At 56.4% G+C, this 16,630-nt stretch carries 17 protein-coding genes and 1 riboswitch; of the genes, 14 read left to right on the forward strand and 3 right to left on the reverse strand.

Features of this window, described 5'->3' with window-relative positions; all coding sequences use genetic code 11:
• The first annotated feature begins 248 nt into the window (after positions 1 to 248).
• Genes ACOSDR_RS17675 through ACOSDR_RS17695 form a run of 5 tightly spaced genes read left to right on the forward strand, consistent with a single transcriptional unit; the run spans position 249 to position 6,837 of the window.
• A complete protein-coding gene (locus ACOSDR_RS17675; RefSeq protein WP_420732070.1) occupies positions 249 to 1,118 on the forward strand; it encodes an FAD binding domain-containing protein in 870 nt (289 codons plus the stop codon).
• Positions 1,115 to 3,874 (forward strand): molybdopterin-dependent oxidoreductase, encoded by a 2,760-nt coding sequence (locus ACOSDR_RS17680; RefSeq protein WP_420732071.1) that lies wholly within the window; start codon positions 1,115 to 1,117, stop codon positions 3,872 to 3,874. The genes ACOSDR_RS17675 and ACOSDR_RS17680 overlap by 4 nt, the downstream gene beginning before the upstream one ends.
• Positions 3,867 to 5,390, forward strand: coding sequence for a 6-hydroxynicotinate reductase (locus ACOSDR_RS17685; RefSeq protein ID WP_420732072.1), 1,524 nt, complete (start codon positions 3,867 to 3,869; stop codon positions 5,388 to 5,390). Before ACOSDR_RS17680 ends, ACOSDR_RS17685 begins: the two co-directional genes overlap by 8 nt.
• A 2-nt stretch (positions 5,391 to 5,392) precedes the next feature.
• Positions 5,393 to 6,253, forward strand: a complete 861-nt coding sequence (locus ACOSDR_RS17690; RefSeq protein WP_420725881.1) for a UPF0280 family protein — start codon at positions 5,393 to 5,395, stop codon at positions 6,251 to 6,253.
• Positions 6,250 to 6,837 (forward strand): amino acid synthesis family protein, encoded by a 588-nt coding sequence (locus tag ACOSDR_RS17695; protein ID WP_420725880.1) that lies wholly within the window; start codon positions 6,250 to 6,252, stop codon positions 6,835 to 6,837. The genes ACOSDR_RS17690 and ACOSDR_RS17695 overlap by 4 nt, the downstream gene beginning before the upstream one ends.
• A gap of 57 nt (positions 6,838 to 6,894) precedes the next feature.
• Here ACOSDR_RS17695 and ACOSDR_RS17700 read toward each other — a convergent pair whose 3' ends face one another.
• On the reverse strand, positions 6,895 to 7,230 hold the full coding sequence (locus tag ACOSDR_RS17700; protein ID WP_420725879.1) for a hypothetical protein: 336 nt from the start codon (positions 7,228 to 7,230) through the stop codon (positions 6,895 to 6,897).
• A gap of 192 nt (positions 7,231 to 7,422) precedes the next feature.
• On the opposite strand from ACOSDR_RS17700, the gene ACOSDR_RS17705 reads away from it, so the two are divergent.
• Complete coding sequence (locus ACOSDR_RS17705) at positions 7,423 to 8,535, forward strand: PA0069 family radical SAM protein (protein ID WP_420732073.1); 1,113 nt, start codon at positions 7,423 to 7,425, stop codon at positions 8,533 to 8,535.
• Positions 8,536 to 8,557: 22 nt separating this feature from the next.
• Here ACOSDR_RS17705 and ACOSDR_RS17710 read toward each other — a convergent pair whose 3' ends face one another.
• A complete protein-coding gene (locus ACOSDR_RS17710; protein WP_420732074.1) occupies positions 8,558 to 9,571 on the reverse strand; it encodes a DUF6925 family protein in 1,014 nt (337 codons plus the stop codon).
• A gap of 125 nt (positions 9,572 to 9,696) precedes the next feature.
• Positions 9,697 to 9,818: riboswitch (TPP riboswitch) on the forward strand.
• Between the two features lie 99 nt (positions 9,819 to 9,917).
• On the opposite strand from ACOSDR_RS17710, the gene ACOSDR_RS17715 reads away from it, so the two are divergent.
• The 8 genes from ACOSDR_RS17715 (at position 9,918) to ACOSDR_RS17750 (ending at position 16,284) form a co-directional block, all read left to right on the forward strand.
• The gene (locus ACOSDR_RS17715; RefSeq protein WP_420725876.1) at positions 9,918 to 10,685 is read left to right on the forward strand and encodes a hydroxyethylthiazole kinase; all 768 of its coding nucleotides are present in this window, start codon (positions 9,918 to 9,920) and stop codon (positions 10,683 to 10,685) included.
• A complete protein-coding gene (gene thiE / locus ACOSDR_RS17720; RefSeq protein ID WP_420725875.1) occupies positions 10,682 to 11,353 on the forward strand; it encodes a thiamine phosphate synthase in 672 nt (223 codons plus the stop codon). The genes ACOSDR_RS17715 and thiE overlap by 4 nt, the downstream gene beginning before the upstream one ends.
• Positions 11,350 to 12,174, forward strand: coding sequence for a bifunctional hydroxymethylpyrimidine kinase/phosphomethylpyrimidine kinase (gene thiD / locus ACOSDR_RS17725; protein ID WP_420725874.1), 825 nt, complete (start codon positions 11,350 to 11,352; stop codon positions 12,172 to 12,174). The genes thiE and thiD overlap by 4 nt, the downstream gene beginning before the upstream one ends.
• Positions 12,171 to 12,995, forward strand: coding sequence for an ABC transporter ATP-binding protein (locus ACOSDR_RS17730; protein WP_420725873.1), 825 nt, complete (start codon positions 12,171 to 12,173; stop codon positions 12,993 to 12,995). Before thiD ends, ACOSDR_RS17730 begins: the two co-directional genes overlap by 4 nt.
• Positions 12,992 to 13,756 (forward strand): ABC transporter permease, encoded by a 765-nt coding sequence (locus tag ACOSDR_RS17735; RefSeq protein WP_420725872.1) that lies wholly within the window; start codon positions 12,992 to 12,994, stop codon positions 13,754 to 13,756. The genes ACOSDR_RS17730 and ACOSDR_RS17735 overlap by 4 nt, the downstream gene beginning before the upstream one ends.
• 30 nt (positions 13,757 to 13,786) lie before the next feature.
• A complete protein-coding gene (locus ACOSDR_RS17740) occupies positions 13,787 to 14,758 on the forward strand; it encodes an ABC transporter substrate-binding protein (RefSeq protein ID WP_420725871.1) in 972 nt (323 codons plus the stop codon).
• Positions 14,755 to 15,405 carry a thiaminase II gene (tenA, locus tag ACOSDR_RS17745; RefSeq protein ID WP_420725870.1) on the forward strand — a complete coding sequence of 217 codons (651 nt, stop codon included), beginning with the start codon at positions 14,755 to 14,757 and terminating at the stop codon, positions 15,403 to 15,405. The genes ACOSDR_RS17740 and tenA overlap by 4 nt, the downstream gene beginning before the upstream one ends.
• A gap of 69 nt (positions 15,406 to 15,474) precedes the next feature.
• Complete coding sequence (locus tag ACOSDR_RS17750) at positions 15,475 to 16,284, forward strand: tetratricopeptide repeat protein (protein ID WP_420725869.1); 810 nt, start codon at positions 15,475 to 15,477, stop codon at positions 16,282 to 16,284.
• Here the strand turns inward: ACOSDR_RS17750 and ACOSDR_RS17755 are convergent.
• Entirely contained in the window at positions 16,259 to 16,579 is a 321-nt protein-coding gene (locus ACOSDR_RS17755; RefSeq protein WP_420725868.1) for a hypothetical protein, read from the reverse strand. The two genes, ACOSDR_RS17750 and ACOSDR_RS17755, sit on opposite strands and share 26 nt — an antisense overlap.
• Positions 16,580 to 16,630: the final 51 nt, after the last annotated feature.

Raw genomic sequence — 16,630 nt, forward strand, 5'->3', positions numbered from 1 at the left:
ACGAATAAATGACGCGGGCGTTCCTTTCTCTATTCAATTTTTACTTGTCGTATATGTTTTTACTGTGCCCATCATAGGGTCACACAAACTTGCTAACGAAATTTTACCAGAATTTCCGGCGCGGGCTCTGATTTATGGAGCAACAAAATTCTTTGTTGCGAGCAATCATGAACCGGCGCACACTTCATACGTACACAAATGATTATAGAAATTTAACCATTTTGACATTTGTGGAATGGATGGGGTTGATGAGCATTGGAAATTATCACAGGCCGACGACGGTTTCACAGGCAATTGATTGCCTTCGGGAAGACCCGACACTGACCATTTTGGGCGGTGGAACCGATTTTTTCCCCGCCCGTGTCGCCCCGGCACCTGCTGTTTCTGTTCTGGATATCACTGGAATCGATGCATTGCGCGGAATTACGGAGGATGCGCAGGGTATCCGGATTGGCGCGACCACGACATGGTCTGATGTGAAGCGCGCAAATTTGCCATCCGCTTTTGATGCCCTGAAAGCAGCATCCGTTCAGGTTGGCGGGGTACAGATTCAGAATCGCGGGACCGTGGCTGGCAATATATGCAATGCGTCCCCAGCTGCCGATGGCATTCCGCCGCTGCTGGCGCTGGACAGCCGGGTTGTCGTAGCAGGCCCGGCGGGGGAGCGGACTGTCATCTTGCAGGATTTTATCACCGGTTACCGCCAGACAGTGCTGCAGCCTTGTGAGATTGTGACGGGATTCACGATCCCAAAGCCAGACCCGACTGCACAAAGCGCGTTTCTTAAATTGGGGGCCAGGCATTATCTGGTGATTTCGATTGCAATGGTGGCTGGAATACTAGTCCCGACTTCTGACGGCAGGATCGCGTCAGTATCACTGGCCATTGGGGCATGTTCTGCCGTCGCGCAAAGATTATCAGAACTGGAGGCGGCGTTGGTGGGATTACCCCTGGATGTTGATTTCTCACAGATTGTGACGGCCGCCTATTTTTCGGATTTGCAGCCAATAGATGATGCCCGCGCCAGCGCCGCCTATCGGCGTGAGGCGGCGCGGATCCTTGTTGTGCGATTGTTAAACGCACTTGCCTTGAAATGTCGCATGGATGTCGCCGCATGAATGATATCACGATGACAGAGACACTGGACCTGACAATCAATGGGGTTGTCCATCAGATTGCCGGACCTCCGGGGCAACGGCTCAGCCGGGTGCTGCGGGATCAGTGTGGTGTTACGTCGGTTAAGGTTGGCTGTGACGCAGGCGATTGCGGGGCCTGTACGATCCTGCTGGACGATCAGCAGGTCTGCTCTTGCCTCGTGCCCGCAGGACAAGCTACCGGACAGAAAATCGAAACGGCCGCAGAGTCGAATGACCCGATGCTGGTGCGATTGCGGGCAGCGTTCGACCGGCACGGGGCGGCGCAATGTGGGATTTGTACGCCCGGTATGTTGATGGCAGCGATGGATCTGCTGCGCAATCAGCCCAGCCCGCCTAACCGGCAATCGGTGATGGATGCGCTGGGCGGCGTGCTGTGCCGCTGTACGGGCTATGTTAAAATTATCGATGCCGTACTGGATGTTACTGGTGGGGCGGATCCCGTTGAACCGATTGCAGGTCGTGCCGTTGGGGCACGCCTGTTGCGCCTGGACACAGCCCATAAGCTGGACGGGACCCAGCCCTATGGGGCCGATGGATGGCCCAGCGATTGCCTGTGGTTGCGGGTTGTTCGTTCGCCCCATGCCCATGCGACCTTCACGCTGGGGGATTTCGCGCCGGTTTATCAGGTGTGGCCTGGTTTGCATCGAATTCTGACAGCAGCGGATATTCCGGGGCGCAATGGTTATGGGATCTATCCTCATATCAAGGATCAGCCGGTTCTGGCGGACGGCAGGGTCTTGTATCGTGGCGATGCGGTGATTGCAGTGGTTGGGGATCGGGAAACGATTGAAGCCTTGCCGGATTCTGATCTGCCGATCGAATGGAACGTATTGCCGGCCGTTACCAGTATGGAAATGGCCTGCGACCCCGGTGCCGCAATATTGCATCCGGGCCAGGCAGAGAAAAATACGCTGATCCGAGGGCGCGTGTCCCGTGGGGATGCAGGTCCTGCGTTGTCGGGGGCTGCCGCACTTGCCAGTGGCGGCTTTAGAACCGCCTTTGTCGAACATGCCTATATCGAACCTGAGGCCGGTTATGCCAAACGGGTCGGTGATCGGATCGAGGTTTATGCCTCCACCCAGGCCCCCTATATGGACAAGGAAGAAGTGCGCGATGTTCTGGGTATTCCAGATGATGCCGTGCGCATCGTGCCGGTGACCTGTGGGGGTGGTTTTGGCGGCAAACTGGATGTTGGGGTACAGCCCATCATTGCGGTTGCGGCCTGGATATTGGGGCGGCCCGTTGGCACGGTCTATTCGCGTCCGGAATCGATGCGGGCCAGCACCAAACGTCATCCCGCTATTGTTCAGGCATCCCTGGCAGCAGAGGCAGATGGCACGTTGCGGTCGATGGTCTTCCACGCTGATTTTGATACCGGGGCCTATGCCTCCTGGGGACCGACAGTTGCCGGCCGGGTGCCGGTTCATGCCACGGGTCCCTATCGCATTCCCCATGTTTTGGCGACCAGCCGTGCCTTGCACAGCAACAATCCTCCATCGGGCGCCTTTCGGGGTTTTGGTGTGCCCCAGGCCGCTATCGCGACGGAAACACTGATGGATGATCTGGCCGCACAGCTGCATTTAGATCCCCTGCAAATTCGCCTTAAGAACGCAATTGGGCCGGGCGATACCACAGCCACCGGTCAGGTTTTGGGGGCGTCGGCCGGGTTGGTGCAGTGTCTAGAGGCGGTTGCGCCTGCCTGGCGTGACTGGCGCGCGGCGGCGGAAGGCTTCAACCAGACAACCAAGGGTCCCATTCGCCACGGCGTTGGCATTGGCTGTATGTGGTATGGCTGTGGCAATACGTCTATGTCCAATCCGTCTAAAATGCGGGTGACACTGGATCAAAAGGGGCGGTTCACCCTGTATAACGGGGCGGTGGATATTGGTCAGGGCAGCTATACGATTATGCCACAAATCTGTGCGGATGCGCTGGGTATCTCTGTTGATCTGTTGCACCAGGTGGTCGGGGATACAGATTTAACTCAGGATGCGGGAAAGACTTCCGCATCGCGTCAGACATTGGTTTCCGGGCGCGCAGCCCAGGCAGCTGGGGCAGCCTTGCGGACCGAAATACTGCGATATTGTAATGCCGGGCCTGAGGCGCAAATCTTTCCAGACGGATCCCAACTGATGATCGAAGAAAAGGATGGCAGCGTGCGCCATCTGGATCTGACATCTCTTCCTGCCGACCAGGCCGGAATGGTGCTGGAGGGACAGGGGACCTATGACCCGCCGACAACCGCGCTGGATGCGGATGGCCAGGGTATTCCCTATATCTCCTATGGCTATGCGGCACAGATTGCAGAAGTGGCTGTGGATATTGAACTGGGAACGGTCAAAGTCCTGCGCATGGTCGCGGCCCATGATGTCGGCACGGCGATTAATCCAATGCTGGTGGAGGGACAGATCCATGGCGGAATTGCGCAGGGGTTGGGCCTTGCCCTGATGGAGGAATATCTGCCGGGACGAACAGAAAATCTGCATGATTACCTTATTCCAACTTTTGGGGATATGCCGGAAATTGAGTGTATCCTGATTGAAGACGAAGACCCTGAAGGACCATTCGGGGCGAAGGGGATAGGGGAACCAGCGCTTATTCCAACCGCTCCGGCAATTCTGGGGGGGATACGCCACGCGACCGGCGCGCGTATGACTCAGGTACCTGCCTTGCCGCATCGTGTGTTAGCGGCGATCAAGGCTGCGCGAAATGACTGAAACCCGAATAGCACCTGCGGTCGAAGCCCAAGCCATAGATCCTTCCGATAAGGACGGGGATATCATTCGGTGTGATGCGTGTCCGGTACTATGCCGTATTCGTGACGGGCGCAGCGGCGCCTGTGATCGCTATGCCAATCACGGTGGAACGCTGGTCCGAACGGATCCCCTGGTTTTGATGAGCCAGACTGTTGCGTCGGAAGATGGTGCGCTTGTTCCATTTCTGTCAGGGGACGTGCCGTGGGATGGGAAATTGACCAGCCAGTCCCCGGTCTTTGTTTCGGGTATTGGGGCAACGACCACCTATCCAGACTATAAACCCGCCCCGTTTATCGTATCGGGGCAGTGGCAGGGCGTGGATACGGTCACTGTCGTGACAGAGGGCATATTCAGCTATTGTTCGGTTAAGGTGAAGATTGATACCGATCGTCATATCGGCCCGGAACAGGCCAGCGTTCTGTATAATGGAGAACCTGTTGGCCATGTGACGACGGCGGAATATGGATCCCAGATGCTATCCCTTGGCGGCGTGCGGCACTTGACCGGGGGGTCGAAAAAGGAAGGCGTCACCACATGTGAATCAATGCTTAAATTGTGTAATAAACAAGGTGTTGATTTTGAAATTGAGGGCGGTGCGCGGATAAATGTGCAGGCCGGGCGTGCCCCTGTTATCGACGGCAAACGGGAAGAACGTATGCGCGTTGGGTGCGGGTCGGCCACTATTGGGATTTTTGCCCAGCAATGGCATGGGCATGTCGACGAGGTGATCGTCGTGGATGACCATATCACCGGTGTTTTAAGCGAACATCAGGCGGGTGCTTATCTGGGGATGGAACCGGCGGGCATTCGTGTTCAGGGTCGAAAATCCACGCCCGGGCGGTATTTTAAGGTCGCGGAGCCTGGATCAGGATGGGGGGGGACGAATATCACTGACCCCCTGTCGATCATCCAAAAAATCGACCCAAAGAAAGCCTGGCCTGGATTGCGTCTGTTGCTGGTTAGTACGACCGGTGAAGATTCGCTGTATTGTGAATTGGATGAAGATCTGATGCCACAAATACACCCTATGCCCGCCCCCTTGCAGGTCGTGGTCGATCGTATCGCAGAAAATTGCGAACCCGCCCTATGCTCGGTCGTCTTTGTAGCAGGCGCGGGGGGCAGCTTGCGCGCGGGCGTTACGGAAAATCCTGTGCGGCTGACCCGGTCTGTACAGGACAGTCTGACCCGGGTCACTATGGGCGGTGCGCCTTGTTATGTCTGGCCCGGCGGTGGCATTACCGTGATGGTCGATGTCTTGCGCATGCCCGAAAACAGTTTCGGGTCGGTGCCCACGCCTGCTCTGGTAGCGCCCTTGGAATTCACATTGCCCTTGGCGGATTTTGAACGATTGGGCGGTCATATGGGCTCTATCACCACCCTGGAAGGTCTTGCGCGGTCCAGGACAGAGATGCGTATGGCACCATGGTCGCCTGAAAATCCCTGGCCTCTTTCCCCCATTCAGAAGCAGGAGGATTGACGATGCCAGGGCCTATCAGCGCGCGGTTGCCGGGAAATCGTCTGCATTTACAGCATGGCCCCATCGACCTGATCATTCAGGCCTTCGGGGAGGTTCAGGCGGTTGAAATGGCGTATCACGCGGCGGTCGATGTCTTTGTCGATGTGCTGCCAGGATTGGTGCAGGAGTTACCCCGACTGCGCCAATCGGGGGAGGGGCAGTTCAAAGGGGTTATCGCGCAGCGTATGGCCCGTGCCTGTCGGCCTTTTGCCCGCAGTCAGTTCATCACGCCGATGGCTGCCGTGGCGGGATCTGTCGCGGATCATATGCTTCACGCAATGGTGACAGTCGCCCCCTTAAAGCGCGCTTATGTCAATAATGGCGGTGATATTGCGCTTTATCTGGCACCCGGACAATCGATGGATATCGGGATTATCGACATAGTGCAGGCCCCCAAAGCGGTGGCGATGGCGCGTATTGACTCAACCAGCGCTGTGCGAGGTATCGCAACCAGCGGTCAGGGGGGGCGGTCCTTCTCTCTGGGGATTGCAGACTCTGTGACCGTTCTTGCCCATTCGGCAGCGACAGCGGATGCGGCGGCGACAATGATCGCCAATGCGGTAACCTGGGATCATCCGGCCATCTGCAGGCAGCCCGCCAATAGTTTGGATCCTGATAGTGACCTTGGGGATCGCCTGGTCACAACCGCTGTAGGGACATTGCCGCCGACTGTCTGCGCTGGGGCACTGGCGCATGGAACGACAGTGGCACAGCGTTACTATCAGGCAGGTTTGATTGAATCAGCCTATTTATCTCTACAGGGGCAAAGCCGCATCGTCGGCCCCTTGCCGCAATCAGAATTCCTTGAGGAGGTTTCCGCATGACCCCGACATTTCCGATCCGTAAACTGGTGACCCATCGTGAAGAAATCCGCCATGAATTTGGTCCTGTACCGGACCGCCCCCTGGTGGTTGCATGGGCTGCGGCCATTGTTGCCAATCCCTATGCGGGTGGCTATGTCGCAGATCTGGAAGCGGGGATGGAGGCCTTGAAGCCCATGGGCGACGAGATGGCCGATGCGTTGCGCCAGGCATTGGGTTGCCCGCCTGAAGCGGTGGAAGCCTATGGCAAAGGATCGCTTGTCGGGATGGATGGTGAATTGGAACACGGCGCGCTGTGGCATGTGCCGGGGGGATATGCCATGCGCCGCCTGCTGGGCTCAGCAAAGGCGATTGTCCCGTCCAGCAAGAAAATGGGTGTGCCGGGTACACAATTGGATGTGCCGCTGCACCATATCAACGCCGCCTATGTGCGCAGTCATTTTTCCACGGTCACGGTGTTTGTTCCCGATGCGCCGCGTGCCAGGGAGCTGATGTTCGTCATTGCTATGGCAGACGGTGGGCGCATTCATGCCCGCATGGGGGGACTGACCCAGGATCAGATCAGCGTTGGTGACGGTCAGCGCTAGCAAAAGTGCAGATGCTGTCGTCCCCTGGATTCCATCCGGGGGACGGCACTATGACTGTTAGATGATATCGTCTTCGTCGGTAACCAGATTGCTGAGCGCTGACAGGCTTTTGCGAAGCTTCTGGCGGGCCATCAGTTTCTTTTGGGCTTCAACTGGGAAATCCGTGAAGTTCAGAATATTTCGGCTGACCAGAACATCGATCAAATCTTCTGTGATACGCGCCATTTCGGTATCGGTCCGGTTCAGGCGGTCCATCATTGCGCCGGGGCTTGCGCCGCGCAGATAGCGGATCACTTCGGGATGATCATTGCCCAGGAATTCCTTGGCGTGGGGGGCGGGGCGGTCGCCAATCCCATTGATTTTTCCATCATCATCGCGTGATACATAGGGCATTCGGTGCGTCCTAACCGTGACTATCGTGCTGCAGTGATCAGTATAATTCAGCCTGTCGGATACTGTAAGAAGATGCGCAGTCACTCGCAACAGCTGTTGCCGCGTATTTCAGCGAAATTGTGTGTATGTAATTTAGAGAACATAATAGGAATTATATTTATTTGTTCCTGTTTTTACCCTATGATCCATGCTATGACGATATCATGGACAGAAGGTGATGACAGCATTTTGCCGGACCGCCCCATAAAGGGTCGCGGATCGGTATCCAATCGATCTGGCCGGTTTGAGGGGGAGCAACGGGCCCGCATTGATGATGGCTGGCTGCTGGAAGAGGATCTGGGCGACCGCCCGCGCCTGCGCACGCAATTGGGAATTGATGCCGCCCGCAGTGTGATTACCCGCAATACCAGCCCGGATGTGCCTTTTGATCGGTCCATCAATCCTTATAGGGGGTGTGAGCATGGATGCGTCTATTGTTTCGCCCGACCAACCCATGCCTATCTGGGGCTGTCGCCAGGTCTGGATTTTGAGACCAAGTTGTTCTGGAAACCTGACGCAGCCGCATTGCTGACCGTGGAACTGGCCAGACCCAAATATCGCTGTGGCCCCATTGCGTTTGGAACCAATACGGATCCCTATCAGCCGGTTGAACGGGAAACCTTTGCCATGCGGGGGCTGTTGCAGGTCCTGCGGGACTGCTCGCATCCCTTTTCGATTGTCACTAAGAATGCCCTGATTTGCCGGGACCTGGATTTGATCGCGCCGGCGGGGCAGGCCAATCAGGCGCGTGTCATGGTATCGGTCACGACACTGGATCGGGGGCTTGCCAATAAGATGGAACCCAGAGCCAGCACACCGGAGAAACGCCTGGACGCAATCCGCAGGCTCAGTGACGCAGGGGTACCAACCGGTGTGCTGGTCGCGCCAATCATCCCGGCCGTCAATGATCACGAGATTGAGGAGATTGTGACCCGTGCTGCGGAGGCCGGGGCGACATCGGCCGGGCATGTCTTGCTGCGCCTGCCGTTGGAAATTGAGGATTTGTTCAAGGAATGGCTGGCAACCCATATGCCAGACCGCGCAGAAAGGGTTTTGTCCCTGATCCGTCAAAGTCATGGGGGTCAATTGTATCGGTCAAAATTTGGCGAGCGGATGCGTGGTTCAGGCCCTTATGCGGATATGATCGCCACGCGGATGAAGTTGGCCCGTAAAAAGCTGGGCCTGGATCGCAGGACTTTGGCGATGATGGATTGCACGGCCTTTACGCCACCGCGAAAGCCCAGTGCACAATTGTCCTTGCTTTGATTAGAACGTTATTAGCAGGACCCTATTGGTTTTCAGGGGTTCTGGGTTCAAAGACGGATATCCATTGCATAATATGGGGATTGTTTGGGTCTTCGAAAGCCATCTGGCGCAAGGCAATGCGAATGGCGGTTCGCTGTGACCGGCTAAAGGAATTTCCGTCGGGCGGTGATGTTTTGGTATTGATACCAAGACGAGCCAATTTTTTGGCCGCGATCAGCTCTGGCATGCCATAGCGGTGCAACAGCTTTTGAAACATTTCAAACCGATCACGATCCAAATAGGGGCGCGCATCTCCGCCTTTTGTCAGGATCGGGTTGGGTGGAAAAAGCTGAAAACAGGGGCGCAGGTCATCAGGCACGGGTACATTGGCGGAATGGGTTTGGCCGGCCGCCAGCAGGTCCGGCAGGATATGGGTGTGACAGCCTGCGCCGGTCTGACCTTCCGGGGCTGGAATTGGGGAATATACTTCGATCCGCCCCAACTGGCTTTCAAACACCCGGTTCGGGCTTTCCTGTATCAGAAGCGCGAAGGCATGGTGGCCGCGACCGCTTGGAGTCAGCAGCGCCTGGCCATCAAATTCTCTCAATTGCCTGATCAGGTCGGGATCGCTGATGCGCACCATGGCGGTCACGCATTCCAGGCCAAGACCCAGATCAAAAAGGATGCCGTCCTTATCTTGGTCACGCATGGCATCGCTGTCTGGACCCAATTCGGTCAAAGTCGTTCTTCGGTGTCGGGTGGCGCGCGCTTTGGGTAAACAGAAGTTACCGCCCTGCATCCAATAGGCCTGACGCTTGGACAGGATTTCGTAGGGGATAAATTGCGCGTCGCTGGTCAAGGCGATTCGCAAACCGCCACTTTGGGTTATCACCTCCCCCCCGCGATCCTGTGCTTCACTCTTGATGAAACCTGCATCAGCATGAAATTCAGCAATGGCGCCGAAGGATGCGATACTCCATGTCGACTCCGGATCAGCTAAGTATTGATGAATCAAGACCACAAGGTCGGATGGGGGCATGTCAGACTCATCGGGCATTCGGGCTTCTCCAAAGTATCAGGCGGTACACTATCAAAACAGTCATGCCGCAAAACAAGCGATATAAATGAACGCGCGCCGATCAGGGGCTTGACCAAAGGTGATGATGGCGTAGGGTTGGTGTTGAAATCTCCTCGGGGTGCTCAGGGTTCGCGCAAGCGGGTCTTAGGCTGAGAGGCGGGAAGCCCGCCGACCCGTGGAACCTGACCCGGTTCGGACCGGCGTAGGGAAGGGGATCGCAATTTTGGCTGCTCCAATATGCGGCCTTGCCTGTGCAAAATTCCCTTTTAACGCTGATATCCGTCCATTGTGGGTGGCTTGCGCCACTTTGGAGCGTTGCATAGACATGATGTCAGTATCAGATTTATCTGAATTCTCTTACAGTGTGCTGCAACAGATTGCAGAACAGAAGGTGCGGGTGCATTGCCTGACCAATACTGTTGCTGAGCCAATCACAGCCAATGTGTTGCTGTCGCTTGGCGCTGTTCCCAGCCTGTCATCAGATCCGGATGAAATACCGGACTTTCTGCGCACGGCCCAATCTTTGATGGTGAATTTGGGCACGCCCGGTACGGACCGCTTTCTGGCGCGCCGGATGGCTGCCAGTTCGGCAAACAATATGGGAATGCCCTGGGTTCTGGACCCGGTGATGGTGGACCGGTCTGGCATACGCCGGGCAGAGGCCATCCGTATGATTAAACTGAAACCGACCGTAGTGCGCTGTAACGCGGGTGAAGCGTCGACCCTGGCAGAAACCCTGGAAGAATTTTCAGGCATCCTGGCTGGGACCGGTGCGGTGGATCGCCTCCGGTCGCATGATTTTAAGGCCAGCCTAACTGTTGGCCATCCATTGCTGCCCAAGGTGACGGCGACAGGATGTGCCTTATCCGCTGTGGTCGCGGCCTTTCTGGCCTGCCATCGGGAGGATCGGTTCCAGGCAACCCTGGCTGCACTGGCAGCTTTTGGCGCGGCCGGCGCCTATGCCGGGGAACGTGCCCAGGGGCCCGGCAGTTTCGCTGTCGCCCTGTTGGATGCTTTCCCAAACCTGACCGCTGAGTTCATTGAACATAGTATCGAGGCGCTGCATGTAGAACGGGTGGAGCGCAGAGCATGAAGGCACTCTTGGATTTATCTCTCTATCTCATTGTTGGGCCTTCTCATGATACGGGTGACCGTATTTCATTGGTTCGGTCTGCTGTGGCAGGGGGCGTCAGTCTGGTGCAGTTGCGCGACAAGACATCCAGTACCCGCGAAATGATCGAACAGGCCCGTGCCTTGAAACAGGTTCTGGCTGGTACAGGCGTGCCCTTGTTGATCAATGATCGTGTTGATGTTGCCCTGGCTGCTGGTGCAGACGGTGTTCATGTTGGACGAGAGGATATCTCGGCCCAGGATGCGCGACGGATATTGGGTCCAAATCACATATTGGGGATTACGGTCAAATCACTCGATGAGGTGCGGGCAATCGATCCGGGCATCGTCGATTACGCATCTATCGGCGGGGTTTTTGAAACCGGCAGCAAACACAATCCAGATGCACCAATTGGTCTAACGGGCCTGCAAGACTGTGTCGCGGCCTTGACCGCAGGGGCACCTGGATTACCACGCTGCGCCATAGCAGGCATTGATGCGACCCGCGCAGAAACGGTGATGGCAACGGGTCTGGATGGGATTTGCGTGATCAGCGCCATAACCAAAGCCGCTGATCCGCACGCTGCCGCCGCCCAGTTGCGTGCAGTGGTCGACCGCGCCAAGCGTCTTCACGAAAGGGCCTTTGTATGACCAACAAAACCCCGATAGCCATGACCATTGCAGGGTCTGACAGTGGCGGTGGCGCAGGCATTCAGGCGGATTTGAAGACATTTTCAGCGATTGGTGTCTATGGCTGTTCTGTCATCGCGGCGCTGACGGCCCAGAACACCCGCGCGGTCACGGGGATTTTCCCAATCCCACCAGATTTCGTGCGCGCCCAAATGGACGCAGTGTTCAGTGATATCGCAGTAGATGCGGTAAAGATTGGCATGTTGGGTGATGCCGAATTAATCCGCGCGGTGCGCGACGGGTTGCAGACCTACAAGCCGCGCTGGATCGTGCTGGATCCGGTGATGGTCGCCAAAAGTGGTGATGCCCTATTAGCACCCGAAGCGGTGGCGACCCTGCTGTCGGACCTTATTCCCCTGGCCGATATTATCACACCCAATCTGCCGGAAGCGGCCGCTCTGTTGGGTTTTGACGGTGAAATAGAATCGCCTGATGCGATGGTATCAATTGCGGAACGTTTGCTGGCTTTGGGGCCAAAAGCGGTCCTGCTGAAGGGCGGACATATGGGCGGACAGGACTCCGCCGATCTGTTGGTCACAGCCGATGGCAGTACATGGTTACCCGGACGTCGAATTGAAACCCAAAACACCCATGGCACAGGCTGTACCTTATCCAGCGCCATCGCCGCACATCTGGCCTTGGCTAAGAATCTGGAAGAAGCGGCGAAATCCGCTAAGGCCTATATCTCCAACGCCATATTGGCGGCAGATCGACTGAAAATTGGCCAGGGGCACGGACCTGTTCACCATTTCCATGCGCAATGGGCGGAGCGGGGTCGATGACGATTGCCCTTGCGGCTGCACCGGAAGCGCAGGCCTCAATTGGGGTTGATGTGGCTGGCGCCGGCCTGTCCTTTGCCGGACGCCTGATCTTTCAGGATGTATCGCTGACTTTAAAGGCTGGGGAGTGGACTGCCTTGCTGGGCCCCAGTGGCGTCGGCAAGACCAGCCTGCTGCGGCTGATCGCGGGCCTGCCGGAAGATGGCGGCGTGACAATTGGCACAGTCCGGGCCAGCGATGGTCAGCCTTTGGCAGGGCGGATCGCCTATATGGCACAGCGTGACTTATTGCTGCCATGGTTGTCGATCATCGATAACGTATTAATCGGACACCGCTTGCGCCATCATCGAACCAGTGTTGAGGATCGCCAGAAAGCCCTGCACCTCTTGGATCAGGTTGGCTTGGCTGCGCGGGCCAAGGACAGGCCGTCGGCATTATCGGGTGGGATGCGCCAGCGGGTTGCCCTGGCGCGCACGCTGATGGAAGACCGCCCGCTTGTCTTGATGGATGAACCATTTTCAGCCCTGGATGCCGTGACGCGGTTTCGCTTACAGGAGACCGCCGCCCGGCTGTTATCGGGCCGGACTGTTCTGCTGGTGACGCATGATCCGTCGGAAGCCTTGCGCTTGGCGGATCGGATTGCCCTGTTGGCGGGACTGCCCGTTCAACTGACAGATGCGGGCCGCCTGCCCGATGTCGCCACACCCCGGCCACTGGATGCGCCTGGTATGGCAGAACGGGCGGCCGGACTGTTACAGCAATTGGCGCTTCAGGATGCGACCCGTCAGGACACACGTGCTCCTGTTGAGAAGGGGGTGGCATGACCCAAGCCCTGCGCCTTATCACAATCGCGCTTGGCCTGTTGCTGATATGGCAATGTGTCGTCTGGATCAGCGGTGTCCCAAAATTCATTCTGCCGGGCCCGATGCGGGTCGCAGAGTCATTGATAACCCATTGGACCCTTATCGCGCCCCATGCCGGAATTACGGCAATGGAAATTGTGTTGGGGTTGGTGTGTGGCACTGTTCTGGGCGGGGTTTCCGCCATCAGTCTGATCCTCTTTGCTCCTCTGAGACAATGGCTGATGCCCATCCTGATTGCCAGTCAGGCGTTACCGGTATTCGCGCTCGCGCCGCTGCTGACGTTGTGGTTTGGCTATGGCCTGATGTCCAAGGTCGCGATGGCCGTTCTGATCATATATTTCCCGGTCACGGCGGCATTTTACGACGGGCTGCGCCGAATTGATCCAGGTTGGCTGGACATGGCGCGGGTCATGGCGGGTCCCAATGGCCTGCCCCGCAGGTCGGTACTGCTGCGCATTCGCCTGCCCGCCGCCTTGCCCGCCTTTGGCTCTGGCCTGCGAGTGGCAACGGCAGTAGCCCCGATTGGCGCGGTGGTGGGGGAATGGGTCGGGTCTTCCGCCGGTCTGGGATATCTGATGCTGCACGCCAATGGGCGGATGCAGACCGACTTAATGTTCGCAGCACTGCTGGTACTGGCAGTCATGGCTCTTGGGCTCTATACCCTGGTCGACCATGGGCTGCGTCTGGTGACCAATTGGCAGTCAGAAAACGGCTATGCCTGACCTTCAATCTTCCATACGGAGACCTAGTTGATGAGAATACAAAAGATCAAAGTCGCTTCATTGGCGCTGCTTTGCATGCTTGCCGCCCTGTTGGCCCCGTCCCCCGGCCATGCCCAAGACAAGCTGGTCGTATTGTTGGATTGGTTTGTTAATCCAGATCATGCCGCCCTGATTATCGCCCGGGATAAGGGGTTTTTTGCCCAGTATGATCTGGATGTTGACTTGATTGCGCCCGCCGATCCCAATGACCCGCCCAAGCTGGTCGCGGCAAAGCAGGCGGATATCGCGGTTTCCTATCAGCCGCATTTGCATATGGCAGCGGATCAGGACTTGCCCCTGATGCGGGTTGGCACATTGATTTCCTCCCCCCTGAACAGCCTTGTCGTTCTGGCGGATGGACCCATTCAGACGCTGGCGGATTTAAAAGGAAAACGTATAGGATATACCGTTGGCGGTTTTGAAAGCGCCTTGTTGGGGGCAATGCTGCATCAGGCCGGATTGACAATGGATGATGTCACTCTGATCAATGTGAACTGGTCCTTGTCGCCCTCATTGATCGCGGGTCAGACCGATGCTGTCATTGGGGCGTTTCGAAATTTCGAACTCAATCAGATGGATCTGGAAGGATATCCTGGGCGGGCCTTTCTGCCGGAAGATCATGGTGTCCCCCTGTATGATGAATTGATCTTGTTGGCGCATCCTGACACGGTTGCAGCCGGGGACCCCAGACTGCCGCGTTTTCTCGCAGCCTTGCGGGATGCGACAGCCTTTATTCAAAGCAACCCGGAGGCGGCCTGGCAGATTTTTATTCAAGCCGACCCCTCGCTGGATGATGACCTGAACCAACGGGCCTGGCGTGACACCGTGCCTTTACTGGCGGCAGACCCCGTTGGCTTGGATCGAGAACGATATCAGGATTTCGCGGTGTTCATGAGGCAGGCGGGCCTGATCCAGACGGTACCACCACTGGACAGCTATGCGGTGCAGGTGTCGTTGCCATGACCTTCTTCAACGACCTTAAAGCCCAATGCTCCCCAGAGTGGCACGCCTATACCCATCATCCATTTGTGCAGGGGTTGGCCGATGGCAGCCTGCCAGAAGCGGCGTTCCGTCATTATCTGAAACAGGATTACCTGTTCCTGATTCAGTTTGCCCGCGCCTATGCCCTTGCGGGATATAAGGCGCGCTCCTTGGAGGATTTATACCGCGCGAAAGAAGGGATGCAGGCCATTCTGGATATCGAATTGGATCTGCACAGAAAATATTGCAAGAAATGGGGAATAACGCTTGCGGATCTGGAAAGGGAACCGGAAGAAACCCCGACCATGGCCTATACGCGGTATGTTCTGGAACGCGGAATGGCCGGAAATCTGCTGGATCTCTATGTAGCACTATCCCCCTGCATCCTGGGTTATGGCGAAATCGGCCTCGCTCATTCTCCCACCTCCCCGGATAACCCGTATGCCGATTGGATAAATATGTATTCCGGCATGAATTATCAAAAGGCATGCCGCGAGACGCGCTTGTATCTGGATGATTTGGCGGGGTCTGCGCTCAGCGTTTCCCGTCGCACGGAACTTGCAAAAACATTCTCTCAGGCGACGCGCCTTGAAATCGACTTCTGGCAGATGGGATTGGACGCAGCCTAAAAACGGCACGCCGCTGCCCGGCTCGACAGAATATTGCCTGCCCCTGAACACATAGTTTACTCTACAACTATGACGAGGCAGACGGCGATCATTTGGGTGTGGGTTTTTGTTCTGATCGCAGGGGCGGTCGGGGGCGGATTTGCGTGGTGGCGTCAGCAGGATGTGACACAGGCCTATGAGGCCGGACGGGCCTTGGCGGATTCGCAGAAATGGGAAGAGGTTCTGGTGCTGGCGCAGCCCTATGCCGAGCGAGATGATCCCCGCATCAACGGCCTGCTGGCCGATGCCTATATCAACGGCCCGGACTCCATTAAAGACATCGACGAAGGCCTGACCCTGCGCCGCCGCGCCACAGAGGCTGGAAACATGCGGGCGGCGTATTTCCTAGGGAAATGGATATTAGAGCATGAGCCGACAGAGGGGCAAGCGAAGGAGGGAATTGGCTTTATTCAAGCGGCCGCAGACTGTGGAATGCCAGCGGCGAATTACCATCTAGGGCTAATTTACGTCGATGGGAAATGGTTAAACGCGGACTACCAAAAATCCGTCGGATATTTCGAGCGTTCAGCATATTCTGGATTTAATGGAGCGGCATGGAACACTTACATTGTTTATAGTCTGCTCACCAAGAGCGGGTCCATTTCGCAAGGTTTAGGATATACTAAATCTATTCAATGGCTGTTGGTGTCGTCAAAAAATGGAGAAGAAAGAGCAAAGGCAATTGCAGCAGAAGTTCGGAAGAAAGCGGTTGCAAAGTTTGGTTCGCAAGGAGAACTGACCTATCTGGAGATCGCAAATGAGGCCGACCAAATCTTTTCGAGAATTCAGAATATGGACGGCCTCAAGTGCAATGTTACTGATCCGTTTTATGCGAATTAATAAGTGCATCCTTTGTTGTATTGGAAATGGCATTTTCACCCATGTACCGGATAATCGGATTCATCCCCGGCGCCGCAACATCAGCGATTTTACCGGTGAGTGCGCCGGCCTTGCTGCCCAGGAATTCTGAGAAGGTGTCAGAGAAGGCCTTGTGGGTTATTCGACGCATCAGGTTTTCATTGCGCGTGTCTGATAGGAATTGATGTCGGGCGACGGGATCGGTCAGGTCAATGGGGGTGCCGTCAGGACCTTTGGCCTGTTCCAGGATTGTGTCGACCTGTTTTGCCCACAACACTGTAATGGGTACGCTCTGAAAGCCTAACTATATGCGCTTTGAGAATTGCCA

Origin of the sequence: Hwanghaeella sp. 1Z406, from assembly GCF_048892425.1 — a bacterium.
In the GTDB taxonomy this organism is placed as follows: domain Bacteria; phylum Pseudomonadota; class Alphaproteobacteria; order UBA8366; family Aestuariispiraceae; genus Pacificispira.